Source organism: Salinibacterium sp. NG253, from assembly GCF_015864945.1.
GTDB lineage: Bacteria > Actinomycetota > Actinomycetes > Actinomycetales > Microbacteriaceae > Rhodoglobus.
This window is the reverse complement of the sequence record NZ_JADYWF010000001.1, coordinates 313,020-338,647: the sequence shown is the minus strand read 5'-3', so window position 1 is coordinate 338,647 and position 25,628 is coordinate 313,020. Positions and strand designations below refer to the sequence as shown.

General features: G+C 60.3%; 26 protein-coding genes. All 26 read left to right on the top strand.

Features of this window, described 5'->3' with window-relative positions:
• Positions 1 to 24 precede the first annotated feature (24 nt).
• Positions 25 to 1,356 (top strand): replication-associated recombination protein A, encoded by a 1,332-nt coding sequence (locus I6E52_RS01665; RefSeq protein WP_197154434.1) that lies wholly within the window; start codon positions 25 to 27, stop codon positions 1,354 to 1,356.
• A gap of 252 nt (positions 1,357 to 1,608) precedes the next feature.
• On the top strand, positions 1,609 to 2,238 hold the full coding sequence (gene rpsD, locus I6E52_RS01660; RefSeq protein WP_197154433.1) for a 30S ribosomal protein S4: 630 nt from the start codon (positions 1,609 to 1,611) through the stop codon (positions 2,236 to 2,238).
• Positions 2,239 to 2,356: 118 nt separating this feature from the next.
• Complete coding sequence (locus I6E52_RS01655; protein WP_197154432.1) at positions 2,357 to 2,719, top strand: DUF948 domain-containing protein; 363 nt, start codon at positions 2,357 to 2,359, stop codon at positions 2,717 to 2,719.
• 58 nt (positions 2,720 to 2,777) lie between these two features.
• Complete coding sequence (locus I6E52_RS01650; protein ID WP_197105707.1) at positions 2,778 to 3,005, top strand: hypothetical protein; 228 nt, start codon at positions 2,778 to 2,780, stop codon at positions 3,003 to 3,005.
• Positions 3,006 to 3,052: 47 nt separating this feature from the next.
• Positions 3,053 to 5,707 (top strand): alanine--tRNA ligase, encoded by a 2,655-nt coding sequence (alaS, locus tag I6E52_RS01645; RefSeq protein ID WP_197154431.1) that lies wholly within the window; start codon positions 3,053 to 3,055, stop codon positions 5,705 to 5,707.
• Between the two features lie 3 nt (positions 5,708 to 5,710).
• Positions 5,711 to 6,172 carry a Holliday junction resolvase RuvX gene (ruvX, locus tag I6E52_RS01640; protein ID WP_197124581.1) on the top strand — a complete coding sequence of 154 codons (462 nt, stop codon included), beginning with the start codon at positions 5,711 to 5,713 and terminating at the stop codon, positions 6,170 to 6,172.
• 3 nt (positions 6,173 to 6,175) lie between these two features.
• Complete coding sequence (mltG, locus tag I6E52_RS01635) at positions 6,176 to 7,669, top strand: endolytic transglycosylase MltG (RefSeq protein ID WP_197154429.1); 1,494 nt, start codon at positions 6,176 to 6,178, stop codon at positions 7,667 to 7,669.
• Between the two features lie 11 nt (positions 7,670 to 7,680).
• A complete protein-coding gene (locus tag I6E52_RS01630; RefSeq protein WP_231601731.1) occupies positions 7,681 to 8,547 on the top strand; it encodes a shikimate dehydrogenase in 867 nt (288 codons plus the stop codon).
• Positions 8,548 to 8,592: 45 nt separating this feature from the next.
• Complete coding sequence (aroC, locus tag I6E52_RS01625; RefSeq protein WP_197154425.1) at positions 8,593 to 9,798, top strand: chorismate synthase; 1,206 nt, start codon at positions 8,593 to 8,595, stop codon at positions 9,796 to 9,798.
• Positions 9,788 to 10,297 (top strand): shikimate kinase, encoded by a 510-nt coding sequence (locus tag I6E52_RS01620; protein WP_197154423.1) that lies wholly within the window; start codon positions 9,788 to 9,790, stop codon positions 10,295 to 10,297. The genes aroC and I6E52_RS01620 overlap by 11 nt, the downstream gene beginning before the upstream one ends.
• The gene (aroB, locus tag I6E52_RS01615; protein WP_197124590.1) at positions 10,294 to 11,370 is read left to right on the top strand and encodes a 3-dehydroquinate synthase; all 1,077 of its coding nucleotides are present in this window, start codon (positions 10,294 to 10,296) and stop codon (positions 11,368 to 11,370) included. Before I6E52_RS01620 ends, aroB begins: the two co-directional genes overlap by 4 nt.
• A 26-nt stretch (positions 11,371 to 11,396) precedes the next feature.
• Positions 11,397 to 11,852, top strand: a complete 456-nt coding sequence (locus I6E52_RS01610) for a type II 3-dehydroquinate dehydratase (protein WP_197154421.1) — start codon at positions 11,397 to 11,399, stop codon at positions 11,850 to 11,852.
• A 71-nt stretch (positions 11,853 to 11,923) separates the two neighbouring features.
• Positions 11,924 to 12,487, top strand: coding sequence for an elongation factor P (gene efp / locus I6E52_RS01605; RefSeq protein ID WP_197154419.1), 564 nt, complete (start codon positions 11,924 to 11,926; stop codon positions 12,485 to 12,487).
• The gene (gene nusB / locus I6E52_RS01600; RefSeq protein ID WP_197154417.1) at positions 12,488 to 12,901 is read left to right on the top strand and encodes a transcription antitermination factor NusB; all 414 of its coding nucleotides are present in this window, start codon (positions 12,488 to 12,490) and stop codon (positions 12,899 to 12,901) included.
• Between the two features lie 91 nt (positions 12,902 to 12,992).
• Positions 12,993 to 13,805, top strand: coding sequence for an ABC transporter ATP-binding protein (locus I6E52_RS01595; protein WP_197154415.1), 813 nt, complete (start codon positions 12,993 to 12,995; stop codon positions 13,803 to 13,805).
• Positions 13,806 to 13,858: 53 nt separating this feature from the next.
• Entirely contained in the window at positions 13,859 to 14,899 is a 1,041-nt protein-coding gene (locus I6E52_RS01590; protein WP_197154413.1) for an aliphatic sulfonate ABC transporter substrate-binding protein, read from the top strand.
• Positions 14,886 to 15,737 carry an ABC transporter permease gene (locus I6E52_RS01585; RefSeq protein WP_374059086.1) on the top strand — a complete coding sequence of 284 codons (852 nt, stop codon included), beginning with the start codon at positions 14,886 to 14,888 and terminating at the stop codon, positions 15,735 to 15,737. The genes I6E52_RS01590 and I6E52_RS01585 overlap by 14 nt, the downstream gene beginning before the upstream one ends.
• A gap of 78 nt (positions 15,738 to 15,815) precedes the next feature.
• Entirely contained in the window at positions 15,816 to 16,343 is a 528-nt protein-coding gene (gene pyrR / locus I6E52_RS01580; protein ID WP_197154412.1) for a bifunctional pyr operon transcriptional regulator/uracil phosphoribosyltransferase PyrR, read from the top strand.
• Positions 16,340 to 17,287 (top strand): aspartate carbamoyltransferase catalytic subunit, encoded by a 948-nt coding sequence (locus I6E52_RS01575; RefSeq protein ID WP_197154411.1) that lies wholly within the window; start codon positions 16,340 to 16,342, stop codon positions 17,285 to 17,287. Before pyrR ends, I6E52_RS01575 begins: the two co-directional genes overlap by 4 nt.
• Positions 17,288 to 17,345: 58 nt before the next feature.
• Positions 17,346 to 18,671 carry a dihydroorotase gene (locus I6E52_RS01570; RefSeq protein WP_197154410.1) on the top strand — a complete coding sequence of 442 codons (1,326 nt, stop codon included), beginning with the start codon at positions 17,346 to 17,348 and terminating at the stop codon, positions 18,669 to 18,671.
• A complete protein-coding gene (locus tag I6E52_RS01565) occupies positions 18,664 to 19,158 on the top strand; it encodes a hypothetical protein (RefSeq protein ID WP_197154409.1) in 495 nt (164 codons plus the stop codon). The genes I6E52_RS01570 and I6E52_RS01565 overlap by 8 nt, the downstream gene beginning before the upstream one ends.
• Positions 19,155 to 20,294: a glutamine-hydrolyzing carbamoyl-phosphate synthase small subunit gene (gene carA / locus I6E52_RS01560; RefSeq protein ID WP_197154408.1), complete on the top strand. Its 1,140-nt coding sequence runs from the start codon at positions 19,155 to 19,157 to the stop codon at positions 20,292 to 20,294. The genes I6E52_RS01565 and carA overlap by 4 nt, the downstream gene beginning before the upstream one ends.
• Positions 20,294 to 23,608, top strand: a complete 3,315-nt coding sequence (carB, locus tag I6E52_RS01555; protein ID WP_197154407.1) for a carbamoyl-phosphate synthase large subunit — start codon at positions 20,294 to 20,296, stop codon at positions 23,606 to 23,608. The genes carA and carB overlap by 1 nt, the downstream gene beginning before the upstream one ends.
• Entirely contained in the window at positions 23,601 to 24,443 is an 843-nt protein-coding gene (gene pyrF / locus I6E52_RS01550) for an orotidine-5'-phosphate decarboxylase (RefSeq protein WP_197154406.1), read from the top strand. The genes carB and pyrF overlap by 8 nt, the downstream gene beginning before the upstream one ends.
• Positions 24,443 to 25,372 carry a guanylate kinase gene (gene gmk / locus I6E52_RS01545; RefSeq protein ID WP_197154404.1) on the top strand — a complete coding sequence of 310 codons (930 nt, stop codon included), beginning with the start codon at positions 24,443 to 24,445 and terminating at the stop codon, positions 25,370 to 25,372. The genes pyrF and gmk overlap by 1 nt, the downstream gene beginning before the upstream one ends.
• Positions 25,365 to 25,625, top strand: coding sequence for a DNA-directed RNA polymerase subunit omega (gene rpoZ, locus I6E52_RS01540; protein WP_197105687.1), 261 nt, complete (start codon positions 25,365 to 25,367; stop codon positions 25,623 to 25,625). The genes gmk and rpoZ overlap by 8 nt, the downstream gene beginning before the upstream one ends.
• Positions 25,626 to 25,628: the final 3 nt, after the last annotated feature.

Here is a 25,628-nt window from a genome sequence, read left to right as displayed (position 1 = left end):
AGTGCTGGCGATTACCATTGAGGTATGGATGCTTCCGCAACTCTGCACAGCGGAGCAACGCCTCTCGCGGTGCGCATGCGGCCGCTGACTCTCGACGAGATCGTCGGTCAGAAGCATTTGTTGCAGCGTGGATCGCCGCTGATGAGCCTCGCGGACGACGCTGAAGGCAGTCATGGTTCGGCTTCCATTATTTTGTGGGGGCCTCCCGGCACGGGGAAGACCACCATCGCTAAGGCGATTGCGCGCGGTTCTCAACGCAAGTTCGTTGAGCTCTCTGCGGTCACCGCCGGCGTGAAAGATGTGCGTCAAACCATGGAGGAGGCGCTCACGGCGCGCGATCTTTATGGTGTGTCTACTGTTCTCTTCCTCGATGAGATTCACCGTTTCACTAAGGCGCAACAGGATGCGTTGCTTCCTGGGGTAGAAAACGGCTGGGTCATTCTGATCGCGGCGACGACTGAGAACCCATCGTTCTCCGTAATTTCACCGCTGCTGTCGCGGTCCCTGTTGCTGACGCTCAACCAACTCGATGACAACGATCTGGGGGACTTGGTCGATCGCGCAGTCTCAGACCCCCGAGGACTTCGGGATGCGGTGGTGCTCGAGCCTGAGGCGCGCGCGCTCCTTATCCGCTTGTCATCCGGAGATGCGCGCCGGGTGCTGACTGCGCTCGAAGCCTCCGCTGTTTCTGCATCGAATGACGAAGACGCAGCAAAGCCAGCGGTAGTGACGGCGGAACATGTCGCGAATGCTGTTGATCGCGCCCTGTTGCGCTACGACAGAAACGGTGATGAACACTACGACGTGATCAGCGCCTTCATTAAGTCTGTGCGTGGTTCCGATGTCGATGCCGCACTCCATTACTTGGCACGCATGATCGAAGCGGGGGAGGATCCCCGCTTTATTGCGCGGCGCGTGATTATTAGCGCCGCAGAAGATGTGGGCGTTGCCGACCCTCAAGCGCTCGTCATTGCCGTAGCGGCCGCAGATGCGGTGCAACTCATCGGAATGCCCGAAGGGCGCATCCCGCTGGCAGAAGCTGTTGTCTACCTCGCGACGGCTCCCAAATCGAATGCTGCCTACACCGCTTTGGACGCTGCGATCGCCGATGTCCGTGCGGGCAAGATTGGCCGGGTGCCTAAGCCGCTGCGCGATGCCCACTACCCAGGTGCCAAGCGGTTAGGCCATGGAAAGGGCTATCGCTATTCTCATGACTCAGAGTTCGGAGTGGTGAAGCAGGAGTACCTGCCCGATGTCCTGAAAGGTACCGAGTATTACACTCCGACGAACAACGGCAACGAGCGCGAAGTGTCTGCCCGGCTCGCGAAACTGCGAGAGATTATTCGCGGCGAATAGCTGCCTCAACTCGCTCTGTGGCTAGGTGTGGCGAGTCGTGGTTCACGGGGGACTGACGTGATAGAGTTACACGTCCCAACGATACGGTTTCGGCGCGCGGCTGCAATGAAATCGAATATCGCGGAACACAGGTCTGTAGCCGACCAGGTTCCCTAGGGTCATCCCTCTACTTCGTCTGGTGTGTTGTGTACGCGCGTTCGCGTGCGAGTGATCGCCAGATTGTTCTTACTTGAATCAATCGAAAAGGATCCTGTGTCTACTAAGTCACGTACCCGTAGCAAGACTCGCCTGTCGCGCGCGTTGGGCATTGCCCTCACGCCGAAGGCTGCCAAGTACCTCGAAAAGCGCCCCTATGCTCCCGGTGAGCACGGCCGCACCAAGCGCAAGCAGGACAGTGACTATGCTGTCCGTCTTCGCGAGAAGCAGCGTCTGCGTGCCCAGTACGGCATCCGTGAAGCTCAGCTGAAGATTCAGTTCGAGGAAGCTCGCAAGACCCCGGGCCTGACCGGTGAGAACCTGGTTGAGCAGCTCGAAATGCGTCTCGACGCTCTGCTCGTTCGTTCGGCTATCGCTCGCACGACCGCACAGGCTCGTCAGATGATCGTTCACCGCCACATCTTGGTTGACGGCCAGCTCGTCGACCGTCCCTCGTTCCGCGTCAAGCCGGGACAGCTCATGCACGTCAAGGCTCGCAGTGAAGGCATGGAAATCTTCCAGGTCGCCGCAGCTGGCGGACACGTGGATGTTCTTCCTAAGACTCCTGGTTACCTCGAAGTCGAAATCGACAAGCTGCAGGCACGTCTCGTACGTCGCCCCAAGCGCGCCGAGGTTCCCGTAACCTGTGAAGTTCAGCTCGTTGTTGAGTACTACGCAGCACGCTAACTAGTGAGAGAAAGGGCCGGAGCTTTTGCTCCGGCCCTTTCTTGGTTTACGGCGGAGTTCGGCACAATTGTCGAATACCGTGTACTTGTACCTTTTCTTCAGATTGACGGGAGTAACCATGACTGGTGGAGATATCGCAGGGCTCATTGCGGCCGGAGTGTTCGCAGTGCTGGTGGCATTGCTCGCTGTTCCTCTTCTCAAACTGGGGAAGGTCTTCGACGAAACCAGCACCGCCATCCGTGGGGTGAGCGATAATCTCGATCCCATGCTGACGGAGGCCACAACAACGATTTCGGAAACTAACCGGCAAATCGCGCGCGTGGATGTCATCACTCGCAATGTGGAAGAGACGACGGGCAACATTTCTGCCCTCGTCGCCCTTGGCGCGGCCACCGTTGGCGGCCCGTTGATTAAGATCGCAGGTTTCAGCGCCGGAGTTCGGGCCGCTGTGCTGAGCCTTCGCCCTAAGCGCCGTCGCTAAGGCATCGAAACCGCCTAAGCTAATACGGTTCGTGTTACCCCAATCTGAAGGAGAAATCATGAAAGGCGCAGTCCTTTTCGTCGTTGGAATTGCCGTTGGGTTCGTGGCAGCACACCAGGTCGCAAAAACGCCAGAGGGAAAGCAATTCTTTTCCGACGTTGACAGCAAAGCTCGTGAGTTCACTAGTGCTGTTGTCGATGGCTATCGCGAACGTGAAGCAGAGCTTCGTGACGCCGTAGCGGATGTCGAAGAAGCAGTAGCTGACTTCTCTCAGCGTTCTAAGTAACACCATCAGGGCCCTCGGGCCGCATCATTGAGTTCCCGGGGATCCCCATGCAAACCGCAGAAATCCAGAAACGTTGGCTGACCTATTTTGGTGAGCGTGGCCACACGATCGTTCCTTCCGCCTCGCTTGTCAGCGATGACCCGACGCTGCTCTTCACTGTCGCCGGCATGGTTCCGTTCGTTCCCTATCTGACCGGTCTGGTTCCGGCTCCGTATGACCGTGCCACAAGCGTGCAGAAGTGCATCCGTACCCTCGACATCGAAGAGGTCGGCAAGACTCCCCGTCACGGCACGTTCTTCCAGATGAATGGAAACTTCTCGTTTGGTGACTACTTCAAAAAAGAAGCCATTCAATTTGCGTGGGAATTCCTTACACTGCCAGAGGATGAGGGCGGACTCGGTTTCCGACCTGATGACCTCTGGGTCACCGTGTACGAAGATGACGACGACGCTGTTGCGTTCTGGAAAGAGACTGCAGGACTGCCGGATGAGCGCATCCAGCGACTCGGTATGGATAGCAACTACTGGTCGACCGGGCAGCCAGGGCCAGCAGGACCCTGTTCGGAGATCTTCTTCGACCGTGGACCTGCTTATGGCGCAGATGGTGGCCCCGCCACTGATGACGACCGTTATGTCGAAATCTGGAACCTCGTCTTCATGCAGTACTTGCGTGGAGAAGGCAAGGGTAAAGACTTTTCGATCCTCGGAGAGCTTCCGAAGCAGAACATCGACACCGGCATGGGGCTCGAGCGCGTTGCGTTCCTCAAGCAGGGCGTCGAAAACATGTATGAAATCGACCAGGTTCGTCCTGTGCTCGATAAGGCGGCGGAGCTAGCTGGACGCACTTATGGTGCCGACCACGAGGCTGATGTTCGACTGCGTGTAGTCGCTGACCACGTGCGTTCGAGCCTCATGCTCATCTCGGATGGTGTGACACCCGGCAACGAAGGCCGCGGCTATGTGCTGCGCCGCCTGCTCCGACGTACCGTGCGCGCTATGCGACTCTTGGGCGTCGAAGGCACCACCTTTGCCGAGCTGTTTCCGGCATCCCGCGATGCTATGAAAGCTGCCTACCCCGAGGTCGAAAAAGATTACGACCGCATCTCGCGAATCGTTCTCGCTGAAGAAGACGTCTTCATGCGCACCCTCGCGAGCGGCACCACAATTCTCGACACTGCAGTGGAGCACACGAAGAAGTCAGGCGCGACTGAGCTGCCAAGCGACACCGCATTCTTATTGCACGACACCTTCGGTTTCCCGATCGACCTGACCCTTGAGATGGCGGCCGAAGCTGGCCTGAGCGTTAACCGCGAAGCCTTCGACACCCTGATGAAGCAGCAGCGCGACCGTGCGAAGGCTGATGCCGGCTCAAAGAAGCAGTTCTTGGCAGATCTTTCTGTTTACGGTGCGTTCCGTGCTCTCGGCGAAACGACGTTCACCGGCTACGACACCCTCGAAACCGAGTCGAGCGTGATCGGCATCATTGTCGACGGCGTCTCGGTGAATCGTGCGACGACCGGGCAAACCGCCGAAGTGATTCTCGCGGAGACCTCGCTCTATGCGGAGTCCGGTGGCCAAGAAGCGGATGCCGGTGCCATCGTCGGCGCAAATTTCCACCTCGAAGTTCTTGACGTGCAGCGCCCGGTTAAGGGCCTCATCAGTCACAAGGTCACCGTCACGGCCGGCGAGGTGGGAGTCGGAGATCCTGCTTCTGCGCTCGTTGACGCTGAATGGCGTCGGGGGGCGACTCAGGCTCACTCGGCGACCCACGTCATCCACGCGGCTCTCCGCCAGATTTTGGGCAGCGATGCTCATCAGTCTGGTTCCTACAACAAGGCCGGCTACATGCGCCTCGACTTCTCGTGGTCGCAAGCGCTCTCTGCTGAGACAAAGACCGAGATTGAAGAGGTCGCGAACACTGCTGTGCGCGACAATCTCGAGGTGTCTACGCGCATCATGGCACTCGATGATGCCAAGGATCTCGGTGCCATGGCGCTTTTCGGCGAGAAGTACGGCGACACGGTGCGCGTTGTGGAGATCGGCGGCCCCTGGTCGCTCGAGCTCTGTGCAGGAACCCACGTGGCACGCTCATCAGAAATCGGTTTGATCTCGCTTGTGGGGGAGTCGTCTGTTGGTTCGGCTAACCGTCGAATTGAATCCCTCGTTGGTCTCAACGCTTTCCGTAACTTTGCGACCGAGCGGGCAATCGTGTCGGAGCTGACCACCAATCTGAAAACGCCACGCGAACAGCTTCCTGACCGCATCTCTGAGTTGCTGGCAAACCTGAAGGCGGCTGAGCGCAAGATTGCCCAGCTCGAGGCCGGTCAGCTTTCACAGCGCGTTCCTGCTCTTGTCGAGACGGCTCAAGTTGTGGGATCCGTCACGGCGGTCGTCGAGAACGTTGGGGAGTTGGCCTCGACCGATGACCTCCGCGGTCTCGTTCAGTCGGTGCGCGAACGTTTGGGCGCCGAAGCCGTGGTGGTCGCTCTTGCGGCAACCATCGGCGAGAAGCCGGCCGTGATCGTCGCTACCAATGACGCCTCTCGGGCCCACGGATTCAAGGCGGGCGATCTCGCCAAGGCTGCAGCCAGCGTGCTCGGCGGTGGCGGTGGTGGAAAGCCTGACATCGCTCAAGGTGGCGGTGCAAACCCCGCTGCCATTCCCGACGCGCTCGCTCTGATTCTGTCGAGACTGTTGGCGTAACGGATGCGTTCGGGAACCCGAATCGGCGTTGATGTCGGCAAGGTGCGCGTGGGTGTCGCTCGTAGCGACCCGCACGGGATGCTAGCAACACCGGTCGAGACTGTTCAGCGCGCCCAGAAAAGTGTGAAGCGCATTCTCGCGCTTGCAGAGGAGTATGACGCCGTCGAGTTCGTCGTCGGGCTGCCGATTGCGCTCTCTGGTCGGGATACCGCGTCGACAGGGGACGCGCGACAGTTTGCTCAGCAGCTCGCCGATAAGTCACCGCTGCCCGTACGGCTGGTCGATGAACGCATGACGACAATGTCGGCGCAGTCTGCTTTGCGTGCATCCGGTCGCACTACGAAGAATTCACGGTCGGTGGTCGATCAGGTTGCCGCCGTTATAATTTTGCAACATGCCCTCGACTTCGAGCGCTCCGCGGCTCGTCCGCCCGGAGAGCTCGTAGACCCGACGCAAGGATCCTAAATTATGGCTGACGAACCGAACTGGGAAGACATCTTCGGCGAGCAACCCGCCGAGAGTGCGCCCAAGTCAGCCCGCGAAGCGGCTGCACACGGCACTGATCGCTCTGCAGACTCGGCGACACCTGCTGACGGTGCTGTTCCGGTCGATCCTGCACGCTCTCCTCACGTCGGAAACACGCCCCCGCCAAGCGGTCAGCCCATGACCCGGCGCGAAGCACGGGCGGCGCAAGAATCTGCGGCTGCCAAACGGGGCGACGACTCGCATCTTCCCGCGGTGACTCAGGCCGCTCGAGAAGCAGATGCTTTCGCAACTTTCGAAGAACTGACCGCCGGCACGACGCAGCCGGAGAGCAACGCGAGCGCGGCCGCAGCCGTTGGCACGCCGAACAGCAGCGACAGCAGTGGAGAGCCCCCTCGTAAGAAACGCCGCTGGGGACTCATCATCGGATTGCCGCTGCTGATTATTGCGCTCCTCGGCGCTGGCGTCGCGGCATACGCCTGGGTCAACTACGAGGACAAGATCCGCGAAGTTCTGGGCTGGGAGATTCCCAACGACTTCGAAGGCTCCGGCAACGGCGAAGAAGTTATCATCACTGTCAACTCGGGTGATATCGGCTCCGACATCGCGCGCAGCCTGAATGTCGCCGGCGTCACCATGAGTTTTGACGCGTTCTATGACCTCCTCTTGGCCCAAGAAAGCGATCCGGCCTTCTTTCCCGGAAACTACTCGCTCCAAAAGGAGATGAGCGCGCGATCTGCTCTCGATGCGCTCCTTGATCCCGAAAATATCGTGACGGATAGGCTTCTCATCACCGAGGGCACGACGCTGCCGAATGCGCTGGAGATCATTTCTGAAACGACCGGTATTGCCCTGGCAGATTTGCAAGCGGCATCCGAAGACCTTGAGCACTTCGGGCTTCCTGCGGAAGCCGTGAGTCTCGAGGGATACCTATTCCCCGCGACGTATGAACTCGATGGCAGCCAGGATCCGTACGCCGTACTCGACCTGATGGTCAACACGATGTATGAGAAGTTGGATGCCGCGGGCGTTGCTGTGGAGGACCGCTACCGGATTCTGACGATGGCTGCGCTGGTACAACGCGAAGCCGGACCAAACACGGACGACTTCTACAAGATCGCACGCGTCTTCTACAACCGGCTTGACCAAGACATGCTGCTGCAATCCGATGCCACTGTCGCGTATGGCACCGGCAACCTGCACACGGTGTGGACGACGGATGCCGAACGTGCGGATGCAAGCAACCCTTACAACACGTACGCGAACCCCGGCTTGCCGGTCGGCCCCATCGGCTTGCCGGGCGAGCTGGCGATTGATGCGGCGATGAACCCCGCAGACGGAGACTGGCTCTTCTTCGTGCCGATCAACCTGGCTACGGGCGAAACAGTCTTCACGACTAACGTTGACGACCACGAAGCAGCGGCACAGCAATTGCGCGACTGGTGCGCAGCGAGTGACGAAAATGGAAGCTATTGCTAGAGAATTCTGAGATGTCGGACGAAACAGCCGATCGTTCTAAGCTCGCGGTTCTCGGTTCGCCGATTACCCATTCATTGAGTCCTGCTATCCATCGCGCTGCCTACCAGACGCTCGGTTTTGATTGGGAGTACGACGCGGTTGAGCTCACGGGGGAGTCGCTTCCCGCATTTTTGGGTGCTCTCGACCGTCGTTGGCGGGGACTCTCGCTCACGATGCCGCTCAAACGCGACGTCGTGCCACTTCTTGATTGGGCAGACCCCCTTGTTGAGCTCGTCGGCGGAGCGAACACCGTCGTCGTGAGCGAGGGACAGCTTCGCGGGTACAACACGGATGTCGAAGGCGCGATGCGCAGCTTTCTTGACGCGGGCCTGTCGAACTTAGACTCCGTGTGGATTCTGGGTGCAGGGGCCACTGCAGCCTCACTTCTCGTGGCATCCATTCGAATGGGCGCTCAGAGTATTGAGATTTTTGCACGCACTCCTTCGAAGGCGGAGCCGCTGAAGAAGCTCGGCGAGTCTCTAGGCGCCACCGTCACGCTGCGGCAATGGCACGAAGCGACGACCGCGACCACCGCGCCGACTGTCATCATCACGACGGTTCCGGGAGGCGCAATGGATCTCCGTTTCGCTGAAGCTGTGCGCACGACCTCGGTGCTTTTTGATGTCGCCTACGATCCGTGGCCGAGCGAAATCGCGACGAGTTGGTACGCCGCCGGCGGCACCGTGATTTCTGGCCATGATCTCTTGATTAATCAGGCAATCGCGCAAGTGCGGATCTTTGCCGCCGGCACTGCCGACGTGCCGCTGCCTCATGAGGCAGACGCTATCGACGCGATGCGTGCGGCGATTGAGCAACCTGAGGGCCATAACCATTCGTAGCTGACGGCGCGAAAGAGTCACCCGCGCATGTGGGAGGATTGACGCATGCTTCGATGGTTAACGGCCGGTGAATCTCACGGCCCAGAATTGGTCGCGATCCTTGAGGGGATGCCGTCGGGCGTCCCCATTTCTCCTGAGCAAATTCAGGCGGATCTTGTGCGTCGTACGCTCGGTTACGGCCGCGGCGCGCGTATGAAGTTCGAGCAGGATGAACTCACGCTGAGCGGTGGAATCCGCTTTGGTGCCACGATGGGTAGCCCAATCGCGTTGCGCATCGGCAATACCGAGTGGCCGCGCTGGGTCGATGTAATGAGCCCCGTTCCTGTCGATCCCGAAACGCTGCCGAAGGGCCGCGGGGCCGCGCTCACACGCCCTCGCCCTGGCCACGCCGACCTCGTCGGCATGCAGAAATACGACTTTGCCGAGTCCCGCAATGTTCTCGAACGGGCGAGCGCCCGCGAGACTGCAGCTCGGGTGGCGCTTGGAGCGATCGCTCGCGCCTTCTTGGGTGGGCTCGGCATCCGTTTGGTCAGTCACACTTTGTCGATCGGCACCGTTCGTTCGCCCGAGGGAAGCCCGCTCCCTGCGCCGCACGACGTGGCAACGCTCGACGCTGATCTCTTGCGCTGCTTCGACCCCGCGACCTCTGAGCTCATGGTTGCCGAAGTCGATCAGGCTCACGAAGATGGCGACACCCTCGGCGGTGTAGTCGAGGTTCTCGCTTATGGTCTTCCGCCCGGGCTCGGTTCGTACACGCACTGGGATCGCCGACTCGATGCTCAACTCTCTGCCGCGCTCATGGGCATTCAAGCTATCAAGGGTGTCGAAGTCGGGGATGGCTTTGAGACCGCTGGTCGTCGCGGTTCTGTCGCTCATGACGAGCTTGTGCAGGATGACGATGGCATTTCGCGCCTCAGCGACCGCGCCGGCGGCATCGAGGGTGGCATGACCACCGGCACCGTCTTGCGGGTGCGCGCCGCCATGAAGCCCATCTCAACTGTGCCCCGGGCATTGCGTACCGTCGATATCGCCACTGGTGAGGCTGCTGTCGCGCACCACCAACGCTCCGACGTGTGTGCCGTGCCCGCCGCTGGAGTGGTTGCCGAAGCCATGGTCGCCTTGACGCTCGCGAACTCAGTGCTCGAGAAGTTCGGAGGCGATTCGCTAGGCGAGACCAAACGCAACCTCGACTCGTACCTTGCCTCGATCCCAGAGCCGCTCAACACAACACGGGCGTCACGTGCTGAATGACGGTGGTGCGCTCGTCGTCATCATCGGTGCACCAGGTGCCGGAAAGACGCGGGCTGGCAAGAAGCTGGCGAAGATTCTGGATGCTCCACTGATCGATACTGACAAAGTGGTCGTCGCATCCCATGGTCCTATCCCGGAGTTGTTCGCCGAATTTGGCGAAGAGTATTTTCGGGAGCGCGAGCGCGAAGCAGTCGCCAACGCTCTACTTGAACCCGCTGTTGTCACTCTGGGCGGGGGAGCAGTGCTCAATCTCGACACCCGGGCCGACCTCGAATCACACCGCGTTGTCCAATTGACAATGTCAAAGGCTGCCGCTCGACTTCGTATCGCTGGCAGCAAACGCCCTCTGGTGAAGAACGCTGACGAGTGGGAGAAGCTTGTCGAAGCTCGTCGCCCCATTTACGACGAGTTGTCGTCGCTCACGATCGATACCTCACTGAAGCCAATGGAAAAAGTCGCGCGCGAAATCGCCGACTGGTTGGGAACCCAACAACAATGACCGAAACTACGATCATCCCGGTCGCCGGGACCAATCCTTACGACGTTCTCGTCGGCCGCGGTTTGTTGCCGAAACTTGCGGAACAGCTCGGCCCGCGCGTCGCGAAGGTGCTCATCATCCACCCGGCGACGCTGGGCGCGCGAGCGAATGCCCTGCGCGACTCGCTGTCGGAAAACTACGAAGTGCTTCTCGCTGAGGTTCCGGATGCCGAAGATGCGAAGCGAATCGAAGTTGCCGCATTCTGCTGGCAGATCATGGGCCAGACCGATTTCACGCGCACGGATGCCGTCATCGGCTTCGGCGGCGGGGCATCAACTGACCTCGCGGGCTTTGTCGCGGCGACGTGGTTGCGCGGCGTGAAGCTCATTCAGTGCCCGACGAGCGTTGCGGGAATGGTTGATGCTGCCGTGGGTGGCAAGACGGGGATTAACACCGCTGAGGGCAAAAACCTCGTTGGTGCGTTCTACGCGCCGAGCGCGGTCGTGGCTGACCTCGATGTGCTCGATGACCTCCCTCGTAACGAGGTTTTGGCTGGCTTCGCAGAGATCGTGAAGTGCGGTTTTATCGGTGAGCCCGAGATCCTCGACCTGATCGAAGCCGACGTGGATGCGGTGACCGATCCGCATTCCGAGTCGTTCCGTCGTGTTGTTGAGCTCTCGATCGGGCTCAAGGCCCGCGTCGTTGGCGAAGACTTTATGGAGAAGGGCCTGCGCGAGACGCTCAACTACGGCCACACTCTTGGGCATGCGATCGAACATGCCGAACGCTACCGCTGGCGCCACGGTGCCGCAGTGTCGGTCGGAATGGTGTTTGCTGCCGAGCTCGCGCATCTCGCGGGTTCGTTGAGCTCAGATGTGGTTGATCGTCACCGCAGTATCCTGCAGTCGTTAAGTCTTCCCATTGATTACCCTCTCGGCCGCTGGAATACGTTGCTTGCCACGATGCAGCGCGATAAGAAGGCCCGGGCCGGCATGATCCGATTTGTCGTGCTCGATTCGGTCGGCCACACGTCGATGCTCAATGGACCAGACGAAGCCATGCTCTACTCCGCCTACCAAGAAGTCGGGGTCTAGCGGGGCTTCCTCGCTAGAGTGGAGCGGTGACTACAGTATTCGTGCTTAACGGCCCTAATCTCGGCCGTCTCGGCAGCAGAGAACCCGATGTCTATGGCGGAGGAACTCTCGGCGACTTGAGCGCCGAGCTCGAGGCTCACGTGCAGACGTTGCCCAACGCGGCATCCATTGTTCTCGATTTTCGTCAGACCGACAGCGAGACCGAACTGATTTCGTGGTTGCATGAAGCAGTGGATGCTGGCGCCCCCGTCATCATGAACCCGGCGGCCTTCACGCACTACTCCTACGCTCTTCGGGATGCTGCAGCCCAGGTATCGGGTGCAGGGTTGCCCTTGGTCGAAGTGCACATCACCAACCCGCATGCGCGGGAAGAATTCCGCCACACCAGCGTCATCTCGGGCGTTGCCACCGGCGTCATCGCCGGCTTCGGTTTCGACTCCTATATTCTTGCCCTCGACGCGGTTGCTCGACGACTCAGTTAGACTCGAATGTTGGTTTTTGTCGCTTGTCGACTTAATCGCGCTTTTACTCGTTAACAGAAACGGATTTACGCATGGCCTCTACCGCTGACATCAGGAACGGCGTCGTTCTCAATATGGACGGTGGCTTGTGGACCGTTATCGAGTTCCAACACGTTAAGCCCGGCAAGGGCGGTGCGTTTGTTCGCACCAAGGTGAAGAACGTGCGCTCGGGCAAAACCGTAGACCGCACCTTCAACGCTGGCGCCAAGATTGAAACCGAAACCGTTGACCGCTCGGAGTTCCAGTACCTGTACAAGGATCTCGAAAACTTCGTGTTCATGAACACGAGCGACTACGACCAGATCACTCTGAGCGAAACCGCAGTTGGCGATGCTGCAAACTTCATGCTCGAAAACCAGAACGTCGTTATCGCGTTGCACAATGGCGAGCCGCTCTATGTAGAGCTTCCGGCATCCGTTGTTCTCGAAATCACGTACACCGAGCCTGGCCTTCAGGGCGACCGTTCCACCGGTGGCAGCAAGCCCGCCACCGTGGAGACCGGTTACCAGATTCAGGTTCCGCTGTTCATCGAACAGGGCACCCGCGTCAAGGTCGACACTCGTGATGGCAGCTACCTCGGTCGCGTGAACGACTAAATGGGGGCTCGCAGCAAGGCGCGTAAGCGCGCGCTTGACGTCATGTACGGCGCGGATGTTCGCGGCGAGAGCATCAACGCAGCTCTCGCGGCCGAATCGTCCCGCGCGCTGAGTGAACCCGCTCGCGCTACGGCGTGGGCATACGCTCAAGACATTGTGGTCGGTATCACCGAGCACGGCGAAGAAATCGATGAACTTATCGAGACCTATTCTCAGGGCTGGCCTTTGAACCGCATGCCTGCGGTCGATCGCGCTCTGCTCCGCATTGGTCTCTGGGAAATCATGTACAACGATGAGGTTCCGACCGGCGTCGCAATCTCTGAAGCAGTCGAATCTGCCAAAGTGCACTCGACCGAAGACTCCGCCGGATTCATCAATGGTTTGCTCGGTCGCATCGCGGCCAGCACCGAATAGTTCGTCTTATGTGACGTAGCGTTACGCCCGTGCGTGACGCTACGTTACGACCGCGCTGGCCACGGCATCCCCGCGGTCCTAGCGTTCAGGGATGAGTTCTTCGTCCCTTCGCTCCAGCACCCCAGCCGATGCGCTGTCTGTCTCCATTCGCGAGCTGTCGCGCCGCTTTGGTGACCGCGTTGTCTTGAACGAGCTCTCACTCGAGATCGCTGCCGGCGAGATTGTTGCGCTGATTGGGCCATCCGGCTGTGGCAAGTCCACGCTGCTGCGGCACATCGGTGGCTTGGACAGCCCTACCGGTGGCTCCATCGCTATCGGTGGCGCTCCCGTTACTGGACTGGATGCTCGCTCCGCAATCGCGTTCCAAGAACCTCGCCTTCTGCCGTGGCGTTCGATCACCCGTAACGTCGAAGTCGGCCTGCCGCGGGGAAAGCGCACCAGCGCTGACCGAGACCGCGTTGCCGAATTGCTGGAGCTGGTGAAGCTCTCGTCCTCGGCACATCTTCGTCCGCGAGAAATTTCTGGTGGCATGGCCCAGCGTGTGTCGCTCGCGCGAGCATTGGCTCGTCGACCCGGCGTTCTCTTGCTCGACGAACCTTTTGGTGCGCTCGACGCTCTTACCCGCCTCTCGATGCAGGACCTGCTGCTCGATCTCCACGCTGCAGAGCCCGCGACGATCGTCATTGTCACTCACGATGTCGATGAGGCCCTGTATCTCGCCGACCGCGTGATTCTGCTCGGCGCGATTGACCCCACGGAAAGCGCTGCGCAGGCCAGCATCCGTTCCACCGTCGTCGTGCCTGGCCTACGCCCTCGTGACCGGGGAAGTGGAGATCTTGCCGAACTACGCGCTGAGCTGCTCGAAGGGCTTGGCGTTCCCACTCACCATCTCTCAGCTCGCTAGTACCACTGAACTTTCCCCATCATCCATTCTCATTTCTCTGTCTGAAGGAAACTATGTCTCCCCGTTCTCGTATCGCTTCCGTTGCCGCTGGTGTTCTTGTTCTCGCTCTCGGCGTCTCGGGCTGCGTCGAAGGTGAAGGCTCGTCGCTCTCACCTGATGCCCCCGACGCCGCCGCTGGCTGGAGCAGTGACCACCTCACGGTTGACTTCGCGACGTACAACCCACTCAGCCTCATTATCAAAGAAGAGGGCTGGCTAGAAGAGACGCTCGGCGACGACGTTGAAGTCACCTGGATTCAGTCATCCGGCTCCGCTGCGGCTAACGATGCGCTTCGCTCCGGTTCGCTTGACGTGGGATCGACGGCAGGTTCCGCAGCGCTTCTGGCCCGTGCCAATGGCTCGCCGATCAAGACGATTGATGTCTACTCGCAGCCCAACTGGTCAGCAATCGTCGTTGCCGCTGATTCAGACATTCAGTCGGCTGATGACCTTCGCGGCAAGAACATTGCGGCCAATGCGGGCACCGACCCTTACTTCTTCCTGCTCCAGACTCTCGCGGAAGCCGGTATCGGCCTTGACGAGGTCACGATCACTCAGCTTCAGCACGCTGACGGAAAGACCGCGCTCGAAGCGGGCACGGTTGATGCGTGGGCCGGGCTCGACCCACTCATGAGTGCATCGGTCGTGAACGCAGGTTCGCGAATCGTGTACGACAATCCTGACTTCAACAGCTACGGCTTCCTCAACGCCACGGAGAGCTTTCTCGAGACATCGCCTGACCTTGCGCAGCTTGTCGTTGATGCGTATGAGAAGGCACGTCAGTGGGCCGCCGATAGCCCGGATGACGCCGCCGCGATCTTTGCGGATGTCGCCGGTATCGATCTCCCCATCGCCAATTCCGTGCTGCTGGAACGCACCAATCTCGCCATCGACCCGGCCCCAGGCCAGAAGCAGCTCGACGTGCTCAACGTAATCGGTCCGATCTTTGTTGACTCGGGGGCTGTCGCTGAGCAGTCGCAAATCGACGACGCTCTCGCGTCGCTCTTCGACACAACATACGTTGACGCTGCGGACCCGAGTCGTGTCGCTGAATAGCGGAACGCCGGTGCTCGAGAGGCCTCTGGTCGACGACGCGACGGGTGCCCCGGTGCCCGTCACGTCGGAGCCGCGCCCGCGGCGACGGTGGGTGCGCGCGACAGTCCTCGGTGCCGTGATTCCGATTGCTGTGATCGTTCTCTGGCAAGCGATTGCGACATCGGGCTTGGTGCCGAGCTATCGGCTCCCAACGCCGCTGAGCGTATGGGCCGCCGGAGTCGACCTCTACGAGCGCGGAGTGCTGTATCAACACATCGCGATCTCCACGCAGCGCGTTCTGCTGGGGTTCGGAATTGGGGCGATTGTTGGACTGGCGCTCGCCTCGATTGTGGGCCTCTCGGCACGGGCATCCGAACTCTTCGCACCGACTCTGGGCGCGCTGCGCGCCGTGCCGTCCTTGGCGTGGGTTCCGCTACTCGGCCTCTACCTCGGTCTCAACGAGGACTCGAAAGTCGCTCTCGTCGCTATCGGAGCGTTCTTTCCGGTTTATACGACGGTTGCCCCGGCCCTTCGGCATGTGGATGCTCATCTTGTGGAGCTGGGGCGTAGCTACGGCTACTCCGGTCCGGCATTGCTGAGCCTCGTGCAGTTGCCGGCCGTAGTTCCCGCCGTGATCTCGTCTCTGCGGCTTGCACTGGCTCAAGCCTGGCTCTTTTTGGTGGCAGGGGAGTTGCTTGGAGCCTCGCTCGGTCTCGGATTCTTGCTCGTCGATTCGCAACAGAACGGCCGAATAGATCGACTGTTTCTCACGATCATCCTGCTCGGAATTTTGGGCAAGGGCACGGATAGCGCGGTCGGCCTACTCGAACGTTTCTTGCTGAAGCGCTGGGGGTCGTAGCACTGCCGCGAGCGCGGTATAGTCGGTGAAACAAATTTCCTTTAAATTCCGTCCAGAGAGGCGGGGAAGGAGGTCAGAATGTCTGTACGCACTGTGTTGCAGCATGCTGATATCACCCGAGCGTTGACTCGGATTTCCCATGAAATCCTTGAGTCCAATCGCGGTTCCGACGATCTCGTCATTCTCGGTATTCCTACGCGGGGGGTGACCCTCGCCAAGCGGATTGCGGCGATCATTCAATCGGTCGATCCCACACCCGTGACATCAGGCGTGCTCGACGTCACGATGTACCGTGATGATCTGGCCCAGAATCCCACTCGAGCGACTGGGCCGACCGACATTCCTGCGGGCGGCATTGACGGCAAGACCGTCGTGCTGGTCGACGACGTGTTGTATTCCGGGCGAACCATCCGTGCCGCACTCGATGCTCTCGGTGATCTCGGTCGCCCGCGCGCTGTGCGGCTTGCGGTGCTCGTCGACCGTGGTCACCGGGAGTTTCCGATCCGCGCCGACTTTGTGGGTAAGAATCTTCCCAGCTCGACGGAGGAGCGAATCAACGTGCACCTCGAAGAGATCGACGGATCCGATGAGGTGACGATCGGATGAGACACCTACTGAGCACCCAGGGCCTGCCCCGCGACGAAGCTATCGCGATTCTTGATGTCGCCGAAGATATGGCAGCAGTCTCCGAACGCGAAGTGAAAAAGCTTCCGACGCTGCGCGGCAAAACGGTGATCAACCTCTTTTTTGAAGATTCCACGCGCACGCGCATCTCATTCGAAGCGGCGGCGAAGCGACTGAGCGCTGATGTCATCAACTTCGCAGCTAAGGGATCGAGCGTATCCAAGGGGGAGAACCTCAAGGACACCGCTCAGACTCTCGCTGCCATGGGAGCCGACGCGGTCGTCGTTCGACACTGGGCATCCGGCGCCCCGAAGACTTTGGCCGATGCTGGCTGGATCGATGCCGGAATTGTGAACGCCGGTGACGGCACCCACGAACACCCGACTCAAGCGCTGCTCGATGCTTTCACGATTCGTCGTCGTCTTCACGGGGCTGCTGCTCGGGGCAAAGGGTTGGACGGTGTGACCGTCACGATCGTGGGAGACATCGTTCACTCTCGAGTGGCGCGCTCGAACGTCTGGCTGCTGACGACGCTCGGCGCCCAAGTGACGCTGGTTGCCCCGGCGACTCTCCTTCCCGTGAACCTCAGTGGGTGGCCAGTCGAGATCTCCTACGATCTTGATGACGCGATCGCGCAAGGCCCCGACGTCATCATGATGCTGCGGGTTCAGGCCGAGCGAATGACGGCCGCATTCTTCCCCAACGCGCGTGAGTATTCACGCCAGTGGGGGCTCAATGACGAACGGATGACCGCTCTGCCAACAAGTAGCATGGTCATGCACCCCGGGCCGATGAACCGCGGTCTGGAAATCTCGGCGGGAGCCGCGGATTCACCACAATCGACAGTGCTTGAGCAAGTGGCGAATGGCGTCTCCGTCAGGATGTCGGTGCTGTATCACTTGCTGTCCGGAGCTGTGGAGCGGTGAGCGCGGGAATCATGCCCGCCGCCCCTGATTGCGTACTAACCCAGAGAAGAGGACTCTCGTGAGTATCAGAATCGTCAACGCCACGCTGCCCAACGGTGAGCGCGCCGACTTCACGATTGAGCGCGGGGTTTTCACCGACGCGACTTCCGCTGATCGCACGATCGATGCCTCAGGCCTGCAGGCTTTGCCCGGACTTGTCGATCTCCACACTCACTTACGTGAACCTGGCTTCGAGCAGAGCGAAACGGTGCTCTCGGGCAGTCGTGCTGCTGCGATGGGCGGCTTCACCGCTGTCTTCGCGATGGCTAACACCATGCCGGTTCAAGACACCGCTGGAGTTGTTGAGCAGGTTCAGTCGCTCGGTATCGACCACGGGTACGCGACCGTGCGTCCCATCGGCGCTGTCACCGAAGGGCTTGACGGCGTCAAGCTTTCCGAGATCGGCGCGATGGCCAATTCGCGAGCCGGCGTGCGTGTCTTCTCCGATGATGGCAAGTGCGTTCATAACGCGTTGCTCATGCGTCGCGCACTCGAATACGTGAAAACGTTCGATGGTGTTGTCGCTCAGCATGCTCAGGAGCCGACGCTCACCGTCGACGCTCAGATGAACGAGGGCGCAGTATCCAGTGAGCTCGGTCTTGCGGGCTGGCCTGCCGTCGCAGAAGAGTCGATCATCGCGCGCGACGTGCTCCTCGCCGAACACGTGGGGGCACGCCTCCATATCTGTCACCTGTCAACCGCTGGGTCGGTTGACGTCATCCGCTGGGCTAAGGCTCGCGGAATTGCTGTGACGGCAGAGGTGACGCCTCACCACCTGCTCCTCACGGAGGAACTGGTGCGCGGCTACGACGCGCGCTTCAAGGTGAACCCGCCTCTGCGACGTGACGAAGACGTTCGCGCGCTTCGCGCCGCGCTGGCTGACGGAACCATTGACATCGTCGCTACCGACCACGCACCGCATCCGCCCGAGGCAAAAGAGTGCTCGTGGGCAGAAGCTGCGTTTGGAATGATCGGTCTTGAATCCGCCCTCAACGTCGTTCAGCAGGCTGTCGTCGATACTGGTCAGTTGAACTGGACGGATGTCGCGCGCGTTCTTTCGCAGAAGCCAGCCGAAATCGGTCGCCTCGATGGGTACGCGACCCCGTTCGCTCTCGGCTCGGCCGCGAATCTCGTGCTGCTCGACCCAAGCGCGCGGTCAACGTTCTCAACCGAATCGCTGCGGGGCAAGAGCACGAACTCGCCCTACCTTGGACGCGAACTTCCCGGCCGCGTGATGACCACCATCCACAACGGCTACCAAACCGTTCGAGATGGCGAGGTCGTCGACGCGGCTGAGGTCGCTCAGCAGGCCAGACTGGCTGAAAGCGAGGCAACGCATGTCTAAAGACGTCTCACTGCTCATCGTGATCGGCATCCTGGTCATCTTGCTGGCGCTCATGGTTGCTGGCTGGTATTCACGAAAGCGACGACAGGCTCACATCGGGCTCCCGGTTGCGCCGCCGGCTGACCTCGGCGACACTGACCTGCGGTTTAGTGGCAAGTACGTATCGACCACGGTTGCCGGCGATCAGCTCAACCGTGTAAACGTGCACGGTCTGGGATTCCGGGCGAACTGTTTGCTCGAAGTGCATCCCGAAGGCATCGTCGTCGCGCGCGCGGGATCAGACGATCTCTGGCTCGCTCGTGACACAGTGCGCGGCATTTCCCGCGCCACCTGGACCATCGACCGCGTGGTCGAAAACAACGGACTGCAGGTGATCGAGTGGACACTCGATGGCACTGCAGTCGATAGCTATTTCCGAATGGACGACCCCGAGATGTGTGAACGCGCTCTCGACACAGTCGTCGGCAATGAAAGGCAGTCCCTGTGACTTTTGAACCTGCAGTGCTCGTCCTTGAAGATGGCACGCGCTATCTCGGTCAGGCTTACGGCGCCCGCGGTCAGCGCCTTGGCGAAGTAGTCTTCGCCACCGGCATGACGGGCTACCAAGAGACGATCACCGACCCCAGCTACGCGGGACAGATCGTCGTCATGACGGCACCGCACATCGGTAACACCGGTGTGAATGATGAAGACCCTGAATCCTCACGAATTTGGGTCTCCGGCTTCGTTGTACGTGATGCGAGCCGCGTGGTGTCGAACTACCGCGCCGATGGGTCACTGGACGACGAACTTGTCACCCAGAACATCGTCGGCATCAGCGGGGTCGATACTCGCGCGATCACCCGTCGCTTGCGCGACTCCGGCTCCATGCGTGGCGGAATCTTCTCCGGCGCGGATGCCGAACTCAGCAATGACGAGCAGCTTGCCGCAGTCACGGCCGCAGCCCAGATGAGCGGCCAGAGTCTGTCGTCTGAAGTGTCGACATCCGAGGCGTATGTTGTTGCCGCAGTGGGGGAGAGCATCGGCCGCTTGGCTGTTCTTGACCTCGGCGTGAAGACGTCAACGCTCAACTACCTCGCTGAGCGTGGCTTTGACGTTCACGTGCTGCCGCAGACCATCACGTTCGACGAGCTGATGGCGATCGAGCCGGTCGCCGTCTTCTACTCGAATGGTCCAGGCGACCCGTCGGCTTCCGACGCTCACGTTGCGCTCCTCACCGAGGTGCTCACGAAGGGACTGCCGTTCTTCGGTATCTGTTTCGGCAATCAGCTGCTCGGTCGTGCTCTCGGCTACGGCACCTACAAGTTGCCCTTCGGCCACCGCGGAATCAACCAGCCCGTCATCGATGTGCAAACCCAGCGCACCGAGATCACCGCGCACAATCACGGTTTTGCGGTTGACGCGCCTATCGGCGAAATCAGCCAGTCGCCGGCGGGCTTTGGCCGCGTCGAGGTCAGCCACGTCAACCTCAACGACAACGTTGTTGAAGGTCTGCGCGCTCTCGACATTCCCGCTTTTTCAGTGCAGTACCACCCCGAGGCGGCCTCAGGCCCCCACGATGCCAACTATCTTTTCGACAGGTTCCGCGACCTTGTTCTCGAGAACGCAAAGGACAGCAAGTAATGCCCAAGAGACAAGACATTTCCTCGGTACTGGTCATCGGTTCCGGCCCGATCGTTATCGGTCAGGCGGCAGAGTTCGACTACTCCGGAACGCAAGCCTGCCGCGTGCTGCGTGAGGAGGGCATCCGCGTCATCCTGGTGAACTCGAACCCCGCCACGATCATGACCGACCCTGATTTCGCCGATGCAACCTATATCGAGCCGATCACGTGGGAAGTGATCGAGTCGATCATCGCCAAGGAGCGTCCGGATGCGCTGCTGCCGACATTGGGTGGTCAGACCGCTCTCAACGCAGCGATCGAGCTCGACGCTCACGGCATCCTCGACAAGTACAACGTCGAACTGATCGGCGCGAACCTCGAAGCGATCAACCGTGGTGAAGACCGCCAGATCTTCAAGCAGCTCGTGATCGATTGTGGTGCCGAGGTCGCGAAGTCGTACATCGCGCGCACGGTTCCTGAGGCGGTTGAGTTTGCCGAGGATCTCGGATATCCACTCGTGATCCGCCCCTCTTTCACGATGGGCGGCCTCGGTTCTGGCTTCGCGTATTCACGCGAGGAACTGATCCGGATGGTTACTGACGGCTTGCACCAGAGCCCCACGACTGAGGTGCTGCTTGAAGAGAGCATCCTGGGCTGGAAAGAGTACGAGCTCGAGCTCATGCGGGACACGTCAGACAACACCGTTGTCGTGTGTTCGATCGAGAATGTTGACCCGGTCGGTGTTCACACCGGCGACTCGATCACGGTGGCTCCGGCGCTCACGCTGACCGACCGCGAGTACCAGAACCTTCGCAATATCGGCATCGACATCATCCGCGCGGTTGGCGTGGACACCGGTGGCTGCAACGTTCAGTTCGCTATCGATCCCGCTACCGGGCGAGTGATCGTCATCGAGATGAACCCCCGCGTTTCGCGGTCGAGCGCTCTGGCATCGAAGGCAACGGGTTTCCCGATCGCCAAGATCGCCGCCAAACTCGCCATCGGCTACCGTCTCGATGAGATCCCCAATGACATCACGAAGGTCACCCCGGCGAGCTTTGAACCGACCCTCGACTACGTCGTGGTTAAGGTTCCGCGGTTCGCGTTCGAGAAGTTCCCGGCGGCAGACACGCGTCTCACCACCACGATGAAATCGGTCGGTGAGGCCATGGCAATCGGTCGCAACTATTCGACCGCTTTGCAGAAAGCGCTTCGTTCACTCGAAAAGCGCGACTCGAGCTTCCATTGGAAGGGCGAAGTCGGCGACAAGGCGGAGCTGTTGGCTCTGTCGTCCATTGCCACCGACGGTCGTATCGTCACGGTGCAGCAGGCGATGCGCGCCGGTGCCACGACCGAAGAGGTCTTCGAAGCCACCAAGATCGACCCGTGGTTTGTTGATCAGATTGCTCTCATCAACGAGGTTGCGGTCGACATTGCGGATGCCGCTGAGCTGTCTGCTGCATTGCTCACGCACGCCAAGAACCATGGTTTCAGTGACGTGCAAATCGCTGAGCTTCGGGGGACCACTGAGGCAGAGGTCCGCGACCTGCGGTGGGGACTCGATGTGCGCCCCGTCTTCAAGACGGTCGACACGTGTGCTGGGGAATTCCCGGCTCTCACCCCGTACCACTACTCAAGCTATGACTCCGAGACTGAAGTTGCCCCGAGCGACAAGACGAAGGTCATCATTCTTGGTTCCGGTCCGAACCGTATTGGTCAGGGCATCGAGTTCGACTACTCGTGTGTGCATGCCTCGTTTGCCCTCTCTGATGCGGGTTACGAGACCATCATGATCAACTGCAACCCCGAGACGGTCTCGACGGACTACGACACGAGTGACCGCCTCTACTTCGAGCCCCTCACGCTCGAAGATGTGCTCGAGATCATCCATGCAGAGAGCCAGAGCGGTGAACTCCTCGGAGTGATCGTTCAGCTCGGTGGCCAGACAGCACTTGGTCTTGCTCAGGGGCTCAAGGATGCCGGCATCCCGATTCTGGGAACAACGCCGGAAGCAATCGACCTTGCCGAGGAACGTGGTTTGTTCTCCAAGATTCTCGACAACGCCGGGCTGCTCGCACCCAAGAACGGCACCGCCACTAACCAGTCCGAGGCGATAGAGATCGCCGAACACATTGGGTTCCCGGTTCTCGTTCGCCCCTCGCACGTGCTTGGCGGGCGCGGCATGGAGATCATCTATGACTCCGAAGCTCTCGCCGATTACTTCGAGCGGGTTCGCGATGTCGTGATCATTTCGCCGAGCTCACCGTTGCTCGTTGATCGGTTCCTCGATGACGCCATCGAGATCGACATAGACGCGATTTATGACGGTACCGAGCTCTATGTCGGCGGCATCATGGAGCACATCGAAGAAGCCGGTATTCACTCCGGCGACTCGGCCTGCACCCTGCCCTCGGTAACGCTCGGGCGGGACGTGCTTAATCGAGTTCGCGAGGCTACCCTCGCCATCGCTGAAGGCGTCGGCGTGCGCGGGCTCCTTAACGTGCAGTTCGCGATCGGTCAGGGCATCCTCTACGTGCTCGAAGCTAACCCTCGTGCGAGCCGCACCGTTCCGTTCGTATCGAAGGCACTCGGGATTCCGCTGGCGAAGGCTGCTGCTCTCGTCATGGCTGGTTCAAGCATTCGTCAACTCGTCGACAGCGGTCTGCTGCCGATTCTTGATGGTTCGCAAGTGCCATCGACGTCGCCGGTCTCGGTGAAAGAGGCGGTTCTACCGTTCCGACGCTTCCGCACGGTTGAGGGTCAAGTCGTTGACTCGGTTCTCGGCCCGGAGATGCGCTCGACCGGTGAGGTTATGGGTATCGACTCCAACTTCCCCAAGGCATTCGCCAAGAGCCAAGAAGCCGCGTATGGCGGGCTGCCCGATAGCGGGTCGGTTTTTGTCTCGGTTGCTGACCGCGACAAGCGAGCCGTTATCCTGCCGGTTCTGCGCCTCAGCCAGCTGGGCTTCACGATTCTTGCCACCGAAGGAACTGCCGAGATCCTCGCGCGCAACGGCATCGAAGCTCAGGTTGTGCGCAAGTACTTCATGGGCCAGGAAGCAAATGCTGCTGAACCGTCGATCGTTGAAATGATCAACGACGGCAAGGTGGATGTCGTGATCAACACGCCGAGCGGCCGCAGTGCGCGTGCTGATGGCTACGAAATCCGCACCGCTACGGTCGCGGCCGACAAGCCGATTTTCACGACTATGGCCCAGCTTGCGGCCGCTGTCGCGTCGTTTGAGGCCATCCGTGATGGCTTTGATGTGCGATCGCTTCAGGATTACGCTCTGGATCGTGCCGCTGAGCTTGAGAAGGTAGCCAACAATGCCTAGTTTCTCCTCACGGCTTGCGCAGACCTTCGAAGAGTTTGGGGGAGTCTGCATGGGAGTGGACCCTCATCCGTTCCTCCTCGAAAGCTGGGGGCTTTCCAACGACGCCCACGGCGTGCGCGAATTCGCTCTCCGCGCGGTGGATGCTGCAGCCGGCAACGTGGGAATGATCAAGCCCCAGGTTGCCTTCTTCGAACGCTTCGGATCCGCGGGCTACGCGATTCTCGAGGAGTCTTTCGCCTTGGCGCGCTCCGCTGGGCTGCTCGTGATTGCCGATGTGAAGCGCGGTGACCTGTCGTCGTCTGTCGATGCCTATGGACAAGCGTGGCTGACGCCGGGCTCACCCCTCGAGGCCGACGCAATGACTGCTGTGGCCTATCAAGGAGTGTCAGAGCTGGCTGGCCCATTCGAGCTTGCTCGCTCAGCGGGCAAAGGCATTTTCGTTCTGGCAGCAACCTCTAACGCTTCGGCTCACTCCATCCAGTCGGCTCGCATCACCGAAGGCGAACACGAAGGGGCGACTGTCGCCGCTAGCGTCGTGCGCGATGTGGCGGCCCTCAACACCGAAAGCGGGCTTGGGTCATTTGGTGTCGTGATCGGTGCCACCGTCGAGGTTGCCGACTACGGCATTCGCAATGGCGAACTGGTTGATCTGCCGATTCTTGCTCCGGGTTTCGGAGCCCAGGGTGCTCGGGTTGAGCAGGCGCGCGAACTCTACGGTGATGCCGTGGCGAACACGATTGTGACCGTTTCCCGCAGCGTTCTGCAAGAGGGTGCGAGTCAGATCCCGGCAGAACTTCGATCGCTACGGTCGCAACTTCGTGAGCAGGTTCGCTAATGGGACCTCGCCCGGAGCCACCTGCCGTTGACCGTGCAGCGGCCTCCCGCGCGGCTATTGCGGCGCGACGCGCCCGGGCGTCAGTCAAACGTGAAGTTGCTGAGCGTGCTCGAACCGCCCTCAGTGTTGCCCGCACAGCCTGGGGTCAGCCCGACAGTGCAGAAGCTCGATTGCTCGTGCGCGAGCTGCTGATGAGTGTTCCCTCTCTCGGACCAACCCGCGTTGAATCGATCATGGCCGATTTGGCGATCGCCGATCGCAAACGGGTCGGCGGCCTCGGGCCGAAGCAGCGCGAACGCCTTGCGGACTACCTTTCGCAGCGCCAAGGGCCAGAGCCAACGCGGCTCGTGGTCTTGGCCGGCCCGACTGCTGTTGGCAAGGGAACCGTCTCGAGCTTCATCCGTGACAACCACCCCGATGTGCTGCTGAGTGTGTCTGCGACTACGCGCAAGCCCCGTCCGGGCGAGATCGACGGCGTTCACTATTACTTCGTGAGCGATGACGAGTTCGACGCGATGATCTCCAAGAATGAGTTGTTGGAGTGGGCAGTGGTTCATAATTCGTACCGCTACGGCACGCCACGCCCGCCAATCGATGTAGCCCTTTCCGAGGGAAAGCGCGTGATGCTCGAGATCGATTTGCAGGGTGCACGTTCCGTTCGCAACGTCATGCCCGAGGCTCTTTTGGTCTTCCTTCTCCCGCCAACGTGGGAAGAATTGGTGCGCCGGCTGATCGGTCGCGGCACCGAAGATGCTGCCGAACAGGCCCGCCGTTTGGAGACCGCAAAGGTCGAATTGGCGGCTCAAGAAGAGTTCGATGTGAAAGTTGTGAACACAGAAGTAAGCCAAGCGGCTCAAGAAGTCGTAGAATTGATGGATGCGCCCGCTGGCGCGACCACTTCCGACTCCAAGGAGCACCCTCATGGCTGACAAGAACTCGGGCATCATTGATCCCCCCATCGACGAACTGCTGTCGAAGGTTGACTCCAAGTACCAGCTCGTTATCTTCGCTTCGAAGCGCGCTCGCCAGATCAACGACTACTACGCTGACCTCCACGAGGGCAGCCTGTTCGACAACGTCGGACCGCTCGTAGATTCCACGATCGACGACAAGCCGCTCTCCGTTGCTCTCCACGAGATCAACGAGAACAAGCTCGAACTCAAGCGTCTCAGCAACGAATAGAAC